This window comes from Aquisalimonas sp. 2447, assembly GCF_012044895.1.
Classification (GTDB): domain Bacteria; phylum Pseudomonadota; class Gammaproteobacteria; order Nitrococcales; family Aquisalimonadaceae; genus Aquisalimonas.
Map to the genome: position 1 here is coordinate 402,501 of NZ_CP050695.1, position 11,905 is coordinate 414,405.

Annotated in this window: 9 protein-coding genes, 2 tRNA genes and 2 rRNA genes (1 of these 13 running past the window's edge); 8 read left to right on the top strand and 5 right to left on the bottom strand. The window is 65.4% G+C overall.

Annotated features, from left to right (window positions below):
- The 7 genes from KU884_RS01775 to KU884_RS01805 form a co-directional block, all read left to right on the top strand.
- A 23S ribosomal RNA gene (locus KU884_RS01775) occupies positions 1-881 on the top strand (it extends 2,006 nt beyond the left edge of the window).
- 114 nt (positions 882-995) lie between these two features.
- Positions 996-1,112: ribosomal RNA gene (gene rrf / locus KU884_RS01780) — 5S ribosomal RNA — on the top strand.
- 88 nt (positions 1,113-1,200) lie between these two features.
- Positions 1,201-2,538 (top strand): M18 family aminopeptidase, encoded by a 1,338-nt coding sequence (locus KU884_RS01785; protein WP_167781010.1) that lies wholly within the window; start codon positions 1,201-1,203, stop codon positions 2,536-2,538.
- A 1-nt stretch (position 2,539) separates the two neighbouring features.
- Positions 2,540-3,520 carry a bifunctional biotin--[acetyl-CoA-carboxylase] ligase/biotin operon repressor BirA gene (birA, locus tag KU884_RS01790; protein WP_167781011.1) on the top strand — a complete coding sequence of 327 codons (981 nt, stop codon included), beginning with the start codon at positions 2,540-2,542 and terminating at the stop codon, positions 3,518-3,520.
- The gene (locus tag KU884_RS01795; RefSeq protein WP_167781012.1) at positions 3,517-4,269 is read left to right on the top strand and encodes a type III pantothenate kinase; all 753 of its coding nucleotides are present in this window, start codon (positions 3,517-3,519) and stop codon (positions 4,267-4,269) included. The genes birA and KU884_RS01795 overlap by 4 nt, the downstream gene beginning before the upstream one ends.
- Positions 4,266-5,000, top strand: coding sequence for an SPOR domain-containing protein (locus KU884_RS01800; RefSeq protein ID WP_167781013.1), 735 nt, complete (start codon positions 4,266-4,268; stop codon positions 4,998-5,000). Before KU884_RS01795 ends, KU884_RS01800 begins: the two co-directional genes overlap by 4 nt.
- A gap of 54 nt (positions 5,001-5,054) precedes the next feature.
- Positions 5,055-5,130: transfer RNA gene (locus tag KU884_RS01805), tRNA-Thr, on the top strand.
- A gap of 57 nt (positions 5,131-5,187) precedes the next feature.
- Here the strand turns inward: KU884_RS01805 and KU884_RS01810 are convergent.
- Entirely contained in the window at positions 5,188-5,880 is a 693-nt protein-coding gene (locus tag KU884_RS01810) for an SOS response-associated peptidase (RefSeq protein WP_167781014.1), read from the bottom strand.
- Between the two features lie 74 nt (positions 5,881-5,954).
- On the opposite strand from KU884_RS01810, the gene KU884_RS01815 reads away from it, so the two are divergent.
- Positions 5,955-7,031: a glycerophosphodiester phosphodiesterase family protein gene (locus KU884_RS01815; protein ID WP_167781015.1), complete on the top strand. Its 1,077-nt coding sequence runs from the start codon at positions 5,955-5,957 to the stop codon at positions 7,029-7,031.
- 68 nt (positions 7,032-7,099) lie between these two features.
- Here KU884_RS01815 and KU884_RS01820 read toward each other — a convergent pair whose 3' ends face one another.
- From KU884_RS01820 to selA, 4 genes are all read right to left on the bottom strand, one after another.
- Positions 7,100-8,296 (bottom strand): ABC transporter substrate-binding protein, encoded by a 1,197-nt coding sequence (locus KU884_RS01820; protein WP_167781016.1) that lies wholly within the window; start codon positions 8,294-8,296, stop codon positions 7,100-7,102.
- 156 nt (positions 8,297-8,452) lie between these two features.
- A tRNA-Sec gene (locus tag KU884_RS01825) sits at positions 8,453-8,546 on the bottom strand.
- A 32-nt stretch (positions 8,547-8,578) separates the two neighbouring features.
- Positions 8,579-10,510, bottom strand: a complete 1,932-nt coding sequence (selB, locus tag KU884_RS01830; RefSeq protein ID WP_167781017.1) for a selenocysteine-specific translation elongation factor — start codon at positions 10,508-10,510, stop codon at positions 8,579-8,581.
- Entirely contained in the window at positions 10,507-11,904 is a 1,398-nt protein-coding gene (selA, locus tag KU884_RS01835; protein ID WP_167781018.1) for an L-seryl-tRNA(Sec) selenium transferase, read from the bottom strand. The genes selB and selA overlap by 4 nt, the downstream gene beginning before the upstream one ends.
- Between the last annotated feature and the right edge of the window lies 1 nt (position 11,905).

Here is an 11,905-nt window from a genome sequence, read left to right on the forward strand (position 1 = left end):
GCTGTGAAGATGCAGTGTACCCGCGGCAAGACGGAAAGACCCCGTGAACCTTTACTACAGCTTCGCACTGAACTTTGAACATGCTTGTGCAGGATAGGTGGGAGGCTTCGAAACTGGGACGCCAGTCCTGGTGGAGCCACCCTTGAGATACCACCCTGGCATGTTCGGGGTTCTAACCTAGGCCCGTTATCCGGGTCAGGGACAGTGTGTGGTGGGTAGTTTGACTGGGGCGGTCTCCTCCCAAAGAGTAACGGAGGAGTGCGAAGGTACCCTCAGCACGGTCGGAAATCGTGCAGTGCGTGTAAAGGCAAAAGGGTGCTTGACTGCGAGACTGACAAGTCGAGCAGGTGCGAAAGCAGGCCTTAGTGATCCGGTGGTTCTGTATGGAAGGGCCATCGCTCAACGGATAAAAGGTACTCCGGGGATAACAGGCTGATTCCTCCCAAGAGTCCACATCGACGGAGGAGTTTGGCACCTCGATGTCGGCTCATCACATCCTGGGGCTGTAGCAGGTCCCAAGGGTATGGCTGTTCGCCATTTAAAGTGGTACGCGAGCTGGGTTTAGAACGTCGTGAGACAGTTCGGTCCCTATCTGCCGTGGGCGTCGGAGATTTGAGGGATTCTGCTCCTAGTACGAGAGGACCGGAGTGGACGAACCTCTGGTGTTCCGGTTGTCACGCCAGTGGCACTGCCGGGTAGCTAAGTTCGGACGGGATAACCGCTGAAAGCATCTAAGCGGGAAGCCCTTCCCAAGATGAGATCTCCCTGGGTCCTTGAGACCCCTGAAGAGCCGTTGAAGACGACGACGTTGATAGGCTGGGTGTGGAAGGTCAGTAATGGCTGAAGCTAACCAGTACTAATTGCTCGTGAGGCTTGGCCATATAACACCCAAAGAGTCTGGTGCGGCCTGCGTAATGCAATGTGACATGCGCGATGCAGCAACTTCCCGAATTTCACGCCGGTGCGTCAGAGCACCGTTAGCGTGAGCCAGTTTGCCTGGCGACCATAGCAAGCGGGAACCACCCGATCCCATTCCGAACTCGGAAGTGAAACCGCTTAGCGCCGATGATAGTGCGGCCCCGCTGTCGTGCGAAAGTAGGTCATCGCCAGGCGCCTCACCGAAAACCCCGCAGCAGCGCTGCGGGGTTTTTTGGCTGGTATTCTGTGTCCATTCCGCTACTTGAGGAATTTGCATTGGTCATGGATACCACCGGAGATCGGCGGGCAGCGCAACTCCTCGAGTTCATCGATGCGAGCCCGAGCCCGTGGCACGCCGGCGCCAGCATGGCGCAGATACTGGAGCGTGCCGGTTTCGTTCCGTTGCGGGAAGGCGACGCCTGGGACATCCAGCCTGGCGGCCGCTACTACGTAACCCGCGATCACTCCACCATTGCTGCGTTCGTGATCGGCACTGGTTCCCTGCTCAAGGACGGCTTTCGGATCATCGGCGCGCATACCGATTCCCCCGGCTTCCGCGTGAAGCCCGCAGGATCGCGGATACGCAACCGCCACCACGGTCTCGACGTGGAGATCTATGGTGGCCCCATCCTGGCCACGTTTGCCGACCGGGACCTCACCCTGGCGGGCCGCGTGAGTATCCGCGACGGTGACACCGGGGATGCGCGGACGGCGCTGTTTCATGCGAACCGGCCCCTGGTGCGTTTCCCCAACGCCGCCATCCATCTCAACCGGCAGGTGAACCAGGAAGGCCTCAAGTACCAGGCCCACGATGAGCTGACGCTGATCCAGGGCCTCGCCCGGGAAGGTCTGCCCGAAGGGCCAACGCTGCAGGAACTGATCGCCACTGACTTGGACGTGGCGCCGGAACAGGTGCTTGCCTGGGAACTCGCCGTAGCGGACACCCAGGCGGGCGCCTTCTTCGGTGAACGCAACGAGTTCGTCGCGAACAGCCAGCTGGACAACCTTGGTTCTTGTCACGCAGGCCTGTGCGCCATCATGGACGCCGATCCCGACAGCTTCGGCGGCGTGGCAGTGCTGGCCTGTTTCGATCATGAGGAAGTGGGCAGCCAGAGCTACAAGGGCGCGCAGGGGACGTTCCTGCCGGAACTGTTGTCCCGCATCACTGGGGCGCAGGGTATCGGGGAGCAGGACCGCCCCCGGGTGCTGGCCCGGAGCATGGTCCTCAGTGCCGACATGGCTCACGCCTATCATCCGGCGTTCACGAGCCTCTATGACAGCGACAACGCCGCCACCGTCAACGGCGGCCCCGTGATCAAGGTGAACGCCCAGCAGCGCTACGCCACCGATGCCGGTGCGGAAGCGGTGTTCATGGTGCTCTGCGACGAGGCCGGCGTCACCTGCCAGAAGTACATCCATCGGAATGACATCCCCTGCGGTTCCACCATCGGCCCGATCACCGGGGCGGGTCTCGGCGTACGTACCGTGGATGTCGGCAATCCCATGTGGTCCATGCACAGTATCCGCGAGAGCGCCGGCGCGCAGGATCATGGCGCCATGATCGACGTCATGCACCACTACTACTGCCGAGCATCCCTGCCCTGGCGGGAGGCACCCTGACGTGGACCGCGCCGGCGAACTCCTGGGCAGTCTTGCCGATGGCCGACCGCGTTCCGGAGAGGAGCTCGGGAAGGCGCTTCACGTCAGCCGCGCCGCGGTGTGGAAGCTGGTGCATCAGCTCCAGGGGCAGGGCGTTCCCGTGATCTCCGAGCAGGGCCGTGGGTATCGCCTGGCCCGACCTCTGGAGCTCCTGGGCGAGGACCGGATCCGCGCAGGCCTCGGGGCCGACGTAAGCCAGCGCCTCATCGACGTCCGTGTAGCCCGCGTCACCGATTCCACCAACCGTCAGCTGTTCCAGCAGCTGTCCGAGCTCGAGCTGCCCTGTGCGCTGTTCGCCGAGGCACAGAGCGCCGGCCGCGGCCGGCGCGGGCGCACCTGGTACTCCCCGTTCGGCCAGAACCTGTACATGAGCCTGGCCTGGTCCTTCGACCAGGTGCCGGGAGGCGTCGCCGGGCTCAGCCTGGCCGCCGGCATGTCCGTCGCCGAGGTGCTGCGCGCGTTCGGTTTGCGTGATGTCTCGCTCAAGTGGCCCAACGATCTGGTGATCAATGACCAGAAACTTGGCGGCCTGTTGGTGGAGCTCCAGGGCGAGCCCACCGGTGCCTGCGCTGTCGTGATCGGCCAGGGCCTCAACCTGCAAATGGACGTCGACGATACAACCCGGGATGCCATTGACCAGCCCTGGACTGCCGTCCGGGATCGTCTCCCGCACTGGCCTGGCCGGAACGTCATCGCCAGTGCCGTCCTCGACGGACTGGCTCGCGCCATGGACCAGTTCGGCCGACACGGCTTCACCGCGTTCATCCAGCGCTGGCCGGACTACGACGCCCTCAGCGGCCGGGACGTGCGCCTGCTCCTCGGTCAGCGCGAGATCCATGGCCGCGCCTGCGGGGTTGATCCCACGGGCTCCCTGCTGCTGGACCAGGGGCAGGGCCCGGAGCCCTGGAGTGCCGGCGAAGTCTCCGTCCGCCCTCTGCCATGATGCTCCTGTTTGACCTCGGCAACTCCCGCTGCAAGTGGCAGCTCCGGACCGACACCGGAGAGCCAGCCGCCGGTGGTGCGCTCCCGTATACCGAGAATGGCAAGCTGCCCCCGGCGCTGTTCGAACGCCTCGCCGCGCTGGACGAATCGCCAAGCAGCGCCCGGGTGTGTACCGTCGCCGCTCCCGAACTGTTGCGCCCCCTGGACCAATGGCTACAGGATCGATTCGGTTGCGTCCTGCAGCGCTTCATCACCCACATGGAGGATGCAACCGGCGTCACCAACGCCTACCCGGAACCTTCTTCCCTGGGGGCGGACCGGTGGGCGGCCCTGATCGGCGCCCGCGTTCACTACACCGGTCGACTCTGCATCGTCGACTGCGGGACTGCCGTCACCCTGGACGTCCTGGAGGCCGACGGGAGCCATGCCGGAGGCCTGATCTTTCCCGGGCTGCGGCTGTCCCGCCGTGCCCTGGCCACGGCCGCGCATCGTCTTGGGGAGAGCGGTGAGGGCGATCTGCCGCTGCTGGCTAAAGATACGCCCACCGCCATCCGTGCCGGGACCTACCATGCCCTTGCCGGCGCCCTGGCAAGCCTCAAGGCCCGCGTGGACAGTCATGGGGATCACCCATGTCAGGGCATTCTCACCGGGGGTGACGCCGACGCACTGGCGGATACCCTGGGAGGTGCGTGGGTCGTCGATCATGACCTGATCTTCCGCGGCATCGCCTCCGGCACGGTGGCCCCATGAGAGCGCTGTTCATCCTGCTCTTGCTCCTGAACCTCGGCGTGCTGGCCTTCCTGACGCTCCCTGCCGCCGACGAGCCGGCGCCCTATCCGCCGAGGCCGGCACCGGAGGGGCTCACCGTGGTGGATGAAGAAACGGCACTCGCCGCCGCCGAGGAGCAGGAAGAGGTGGCGCAGGAGCCGGAGATTTCCGGCGAGCAACCGGCCGCGCCCGAGGAACCCGATACTGCGCTCCCGTCACTTGAAGAGCAGCTGCCGCTACTGGCAGAGCCTGACGCCCCCGTCCGCGACGCGGTCTGCCAGGTTGCCCCGGTGGAGGACGAGGACGCCGCCCACGCGCTCCTCACCCGAGTGCAGGACGACGGCCTCGAGCGCAGCCGCATCGTCACCCGGGAAGATCAGGCGTTCGTCGGCTACTGGGTCTATATTCCCCCGCACGACAGCATGCAGGCCGCCCAGGACACCATGGCCGAACTCGGTGATCACGGCCTCAGCGACTACGGCTACGTGGGCGGTGACCAGTACGAGCACGCCGTATCTCTGGGCGTGTTCAGCTCCGAGTCCCGCTCCCGCAATCGCCAGGAGGAACTTGAAGAACTGGGGTATGAAACCGAGGTGGGCGAGCGCCACCGCGTGGTCACCCGGTACGCCGTGCTGATCGAGACCGACGAGCCCGACCCCGCCCTGCCGGATGCCGACTGGGAAGAAGTCGACTGTGCCGATTACGAGGCTTGAACTCCTGCCCGATTCCGGTGGATCATACTGCTCTCCACCGACACCACGAACAATGCTGGCGTAGCTCAGTTGGTAGAGCAGCTGATTTGTAATCAGCCGGTCGCAGGTTCGACTCCTGTCGCCAGCTCCACGATTCCGCGTAACGGCGGGGCTGTCCAGTCTTGCGGATTGCTTTCGTTCGGCGCCGTCATGCCTTTGAATTATTGCCCACGCTACCTACCGGCTCAATCAGTTCAGGATCGTCGTTCACGGGCCGATTAACGCGCTTGCTGACCGGGTACGCGATCAGGCAGTCCCCGGGGAGCGGGCGTACAACTTTCCGGACCTGGTCCCGCTCGGTGAATTTCGGGTCCATCCACGACGCCCAGCACTCCGGGGCCAGAACGGTTGGCATGCGGGGATGGATGTGCTGGAGCGCGGACACTGCGGGCTGAGTGATGATCGCGGCGGTGGCACGGTCATCACCAGCCGGTTCCCAGAGGCCTGCGAACATGAGCAGTTCGCCATCGGCGAGGGTAATGTAGTAAGGCTGCTTGTCACCGGCATCGGTGGCCCGCCATTCGTACCAGCCGTTGGCCGGCACCAGCGCACGGCGTGTCTGGAAGGCATTGCGGAAGTAGGGGCTGGTTGCCACCTTCTCGGCCCGGGCATTGATGGGGGAGGGCGCCTTTGCGTCAGCCCGTTGCGGGTGAAATCCCCAGTGGGCTGGCATTAGAACCGAGACGGTACCCGTGCCGCACTCCAGCATGGCAAGCAGCGCTATGTCCGTACCCGGCGCGACGTTGTAACGAGGCATGGCGTCCGCCAGCCAGTCCTCCTGGTACTGATAGCGGCTGGCGATATCGGAATGGGGAGCATGCAGTGAGTATCGACCACACATGGACTGGGCATCCCGTTCGGTTGCTCGATCTCCGTCGCATTGACACTGACCGACCGAACCTGCATCAAGCCAGAATGGAATTCCGTGACCATATCATCTCCCGCATGCTCCGTATGGTCGCCGGGATTCTCGGGATCGCGCTTCTCCTTCTGCTCCTCACGTTCGCGTTCTTCTATCTCAAGTCCCCGCCGGATGCCGGCGAGCCGATCGCAGAAGCGTGGCAGATCCCTTACCCGACCGTTGTTGCCCATCGGGGCGCGTCCTGGGTTGCCCCGGAGTCGACTGCACCTGCCTACGAGCTCGCCCGCGACATGGGTGCGCATTACCTGGAGGCGAATCTCCAGCGCACCAGAGACGGGGTGGTCGTGGCCTTTCACGACCGAACGCTCGCGCGCACAACCAGCGTAGAGGAAGTTTTCCCGGAGCGGGCGAATGATCCGTTCGAGACCTTCACCCATGACGAGCTCATGGAACTCGACCACGGCAGTTGGTTCAACGTGGCATTTCCCGGCCGCGCCCGTGACAGCTACGAGGGGCTCGCGCCCGTGACACTGGAAGAACTGATCACGATTGCGGAGGAAGGCAGCAATAATCCCGGGCTCTACCTGGAGACCAAGGACGCAGAGCGCTATCCCGGGATCGAAGAAGATATTCTGGAGATCCTCCGGAATGCCGGCTGGTATCCTGACCCGCCCACTCTCGATGCACCCGATGCCGCACTCAATGAGCGATTCGGTGCTTCCAGCGTCGATGTCGCAAGCGGCCCGGCCCGCATCATCGTTCAGTCGTTTTCCGCCTCGAGTGTCGACTCGCTCGTCACCCTCATCCCTGATCTGCCCGTGGTATATCTGATCAGCCGGCGAATGGCCGACGCGGACGGTTTCCGCTTCCACCTGGACCGGGCTGTCGAGATGGGCGCCGCTGGTGTGGGCCCCGACGGGCATCTGGGATTTCCGTGGCACACCCGCCAGGCGCACGCCCGGGACCTGCTGGTCCACCACTACACCATCAACGAACCCTGGCAAATGCGCCTGTTGCGGAGGTTCGGTGGGGACGGCATCTTTACCGACCGCCCGGCCGTCGCGCTGGAGACGTACGGCTGGGCGGATCAGGTCGACGTGGATGCGATTCTTGATCAGCGGGGGTATTGAGGGCCAGCGTTACGCCGGAAACCGTCGCTGCCCCCCATCAGCCCCTCCCGTTCCGGGTTCGAATACGGCTACATGTGCGGGCACTCACTCTCCTCGAGCGGTCGAACCGCATCCTCTCCGGGAATCGTCTGCAGCACGCGAAGGTAATCGCCCCGATGTTCCGTTTCCTGTGGGGAAAGAACCTGGACGAGGTACATGTCCTTTTGCAGACGACCATCCGGTCGCAGTTCCGAGTTGCGCGCAAAGAAATCCTCGTTCGGCTGCGTGCGCAAGGCATCCATGACGGTCTCCCCGTCGGTGGTCCCGGCGCGATCCATCGCTTCGAGGAAGTTGTAGATCACGGAGTAGCTGCCCGCCTGGAGCATGCTTGGAAGGACGCCGTGGCGCTGTTCGAACCGCCGGCTCCACTCGCGTGTCTGCTCGTCCATGTTCCAGTAGAACGAAGTGAGGTAAATGAGGTCCCTGGCGGCGAACATGCCTACTGACTGGATGTCGTTGATGGTGGCGAGCAACGCGACGACCTCCTGATCGTCGCTGCCGAGGATGCCCAGCTCGTAGGCCTGACGGATGCTGTTGCGCAGGTCGGCACCGGCATTGGCGAAGGCAATGACATCCGCGCCCGAGTCACGCGCCTCCTCCAGGTGCGCGAACAGGTCTGTCGCCTGGAATTCGTGTCGCGTCGAGCCGACGACCTCTCCGCCCACGGCCTCGATCATGGCCTCGGCATCCGCCTGCAGGACATCACCGAAGACGTAATCCACGGTGACGAAGTACCAGCTCTCGTGGCCCTGCTCTGCCATCGCCGGGACAACGGCACCGGCCAGGGCGTAGGTATCGTAGACCCAGTCCACGGCGGTGGGCGAGCACTCACTCCCGGTGAGAATGGAACTGGCCGAGCCGACGTGCAGCGCTGGCAGGTTGTGTTCACGGGCGTACTGCTGGAGGGGGAGTGCCACCTGAGTCCCGACCATCTCGGCCAGTGCGACAATGCCTTCTTCCTCGTGCATGCGTTGCCCGATGGACAGGGAGCGCTCGCCATCGAGCTGGGTATCTTCCACCAGCAGTTCGACGGGTCTTCCGAGAACTTCACCACCGTAGTCCTCCACGGCCATTCGCGCAGCGACCTCTGCCCCCGGGCCCGCAATATCGGAATACGCCGCGGTCATGTCTGTCAGGAACCCGATGCGGACCGGTTCACTGGCGGCCGCGGAGCCCGCGGCCAGCGCGCCAGCCAGAAGCCCCCCGATGAGCACTGAATGCTTCATAATTCCCCTCCATGCTGGGTTTGTGCGCGTGCTTTATGTGGACGTGCGCGCGTCCTCATTTCCTTGCCACCTAAAGCACCGGGATGCAACGCCACGATCCCGAATTCGAGAACTGGCGCACAAAGGGAGGTCTGGTTTCGGAGGGGCAGCGGAGGATGGCGGAAGGGAGTGGGAGTCGAACCCACCAGACGCGTTTCGCGTCTCGCCGGATTTGAAGTCCGGGCGCTCCACCGGGATGCGATTCCCTTCCTTGATGGTTACACGGTATCAGGCCTGACGGGTTCATGGTGGGGTGTTATCCCCGGCTGGGCTGTCCGGCGCCGGCCAACGTCGGCCGCCGGCGAAACGTGTTACGCCCAGGCGGTCGAGAAACTCCAGGACCTGAATGGTCAGGTTGCGCCCGATCCCGGAGCGGTCCCGGTACCAGGCAGCATCAAAGGTGCCATCGTCCGATTCCTTCGCCAGCACCCGGGCAATTGCCGCCAGCTCCGTTACGGTTTCGGGCAGGAAGAAGCGATTATCGGCCACGCGCGCCAGATAGCCGAGTGCGGCATAGCGCTCGAGGCGTGCCCGCAGGGCCTCCTTCTCCTCGCCCAGTTGGTCCGCCAGTTCCCCGAGGATGGGCGGACGCAGTCCTGCCTCGGTGAGTATTGTGCGGATACGCTCCAGGTCCGCGGCTTCGTCAGGCGGCAGTCGTGGCTGATGGCCTGCCAGGCAGACACAGAATCGCTGCCGCTCCAGGGTACCGCGGTCCAGCAACGCGCGCAGGGCGGCGCGCACCAGCGCCGGGTCCCCGCGGTTGCGCAGACGCTCAATCAGGGCCGACTCGAGCAGGCCGGGGCTCGCCGGTTCCTCGTCATGCCAGATTGCCAGTTCCCGGGTGATCGTCAGGCACAGGGCGTCCCAGTGTTGCCGGGCGACAAGGCGCCTGTCATCACTGGCGTGGATGGCGAGTCCGATGTCACCGGCTGCCAGGGCTTCCGTCTCCGGCCGTGTCAGGTTGAAGGTGGCCGCAATCCAGGTCAGCGGGACGCCGTTGACAGCCTCGTCCAGCACACCCGGAAGTGCCGTGGCACCGTCCGCCTCATCCAGGGCGGCGAGCCATGCCAGCCTCGGCGGCTTGTTGCGCCCCCGTTTGCGGGCGAACGGGTCCAGTACCCGGCCTCCGCCCATGGTGCGTTGTGCCGACTGGTCGCGGATCACGAACCGTGTGCCGTGGACGGCGTTCACCGGCCGGTCCAGGACCAGTTGCGCCATGCCCTGGTGCCCGGGTTGCAGGTCCCTGGTGTTCAACGGGACCACCCGGGCGTTTACCACCGCTGCACCGATGTGCAGATGCACCGGCGTCCAGTGCCCGAGGGCCCGGGGCTCATCAGGCAGCAGCCGCAGCCGGGTGTCCAGCTGGCAGGTGCCGAGATGCCCTTCGCGCGCCACCATCCACTGGCCACGCAAGCCGGTTTTCGCCGGCAACTCGCCGGAGACGATATTGATAGCGCAACGTTCGCCCGTGGCAGTGGCCTCCGCCGGCCGATCATTGACGCGCAGGGAGCGGACACGCACGGGAAAGCCCAGCGGAGAGACCATGAGTTCATCACCGGTCTCTGCCCGTCCCGCCGCAACGGCGCCGGCGACCACGCGACCAGCGCCGGCAATGGTGAAGTCCCGGTCCACGGCGAGGCGGAACCGTCCCGCGGGATCATGATTGCCCGGCTGATTGCCGGCCTGCGCCGCCAGGTGTGCGTCCAGTTTATTCAGGCCCTCACCGGTCACCGTGGATGTGGTGAACAACGGGGCATCTGTAAGCGTGGTGGATGCCAGCAGGGCGCGTACGTCCGTCGACACGTCGGTTACCCGCTGCGGCGTGACCCGGTCACACTTGGTCACCACCACCGCGCCATGCCGCATGCCGAGGAGATCGACAATCCACAGATGCTCGCGGGTCTGGGGCATCGGCCCGTCGTCCGCGGCCACCACCAGCAGCACGAAATCCACCATGGCAACGCCGGCCAGCATGTTGCGCACGAACCGTTCGTGGCCGGGCACGTCCACGAATCCCAGGCGCTGGCCGCCGGGATGATCCATGTAGGCAAAGCCCGGCTCGATGGTGAGCCCGCGGCGCTGCTCCTCGGCAAGCCGGTCCGTGTGGATACCGGTGAGGGCCCGGACCAGCTGGGTCTTGCCATGATCCACGTGCCCGGCGGTGGCTATGATCATGGCCGCTGGTTTTCCTCAAGCTGCGCGTGGAACGCGTGCTCGTCTTCCAGGCAGCGCACGTCCAGCAGCAGGGCACCGTCGGCAATGCGCCCGATCACCGGCACGGGCAGCCGCCGCAAGCGTGCGGCGATCCGGCCGAGCAGGCCGCCCCCGCCGCGACGGGCAGCCGGCTGGATCCGCAGGGCGTGACTGGGGAGGCGATCCACCGGCAGGGAGCCGCTGCCGATCTGGCTTGCCACGGAGACGTGGTCAACCCGGACTGGCTCATCCGCCAGCCACTTGGCAAGCACCGGCTGCAGTCTGACGGCGACCTGCCTGATGGCGTCTTCGGGGCGCGTAAGCAGGCGCAGCGTCGGCACGCGATGGCACAGGCTGTCGGGGTCGGCGTACAGGCGCAGCACCGCCTCCAGGGCGGCCAGCGTCATGCGGTCACAGCGCATGGCCCGCTTCATGGGGTTTCTGCGAATCCGGGCGACGAGGTCGGCCCGCCCCGCGATGATCCCCGCCTGCGGGCCGCCCAGGAGTTTGTCGCCGCTGAACGTGACCAGATCCGCTCCGCCGGCCAGTGCCTCCTTCGGCGTGGGTTCGTGGGGCAGGCCGTAGCGGGTGAGGTCCACCAGGGTGCCCGCGCCCAGGTCAACGGCGAACGGGATGCCGTGCTCGCGGGTGAGCTGCGCCAGCTCATGCTCGGCCGGCGCCGCTGTAAAGCCTTCGATGCGGTAGTTGCTGGTATGGACCTTCAGCGCCATGGCCGGGCGCGATTCCATGGCTTCAGCGTAATCCTGCAGGTGGGTGCGGTTGGTGGTGCCCACCTCGTGCAGCTTGCATCCGGCGCGGGCCATGATGTCCGGCAGCCGGAAGGCGCCACCGATCTCGATCAGCTCCCCCCGGGACACCACCACCTGACGACGCTGCGCCAGCGTGTTCAGCATGAGCATGAGCGCGGCGGCGTTGTTGTTCACTACCGTTGCCGCTTCCGCCCCGGTGAGCCGCTGCAGCCAGGATTCCACATGGGCGTCACGGTCCCCGCGCTTGCCGGTCTCCAGGTCAAACTCGACGTTCGACGCGCCGGTGGTCACGCGGACCACGGCCTCGATGGCCTCCGGCGGCAAGGGTGCCCGGCCCAGGTTGGTGTGCAGCACGGTGCCGGTGAGGTTGAAAACGGGTACCTGGGAGGGGGTGACCGCCGCCACCACGCGCTGCTCGACACCGGCGACGATGCTGGGGTCATCCGCCGGATTGCCCGACGCCCGCCAGCCGGCCAGTTCGCCGCGCACCGCGTCCAGTACCGGCTGCCTGCCGTGGGCATCCACAAGCGCGGCCACGGCCGGCCAGCCCAGGACGCGATCCACGGCGGGCAGCCGGTGCCGCTTGTCCGCGTCGCCGGCGGTCACG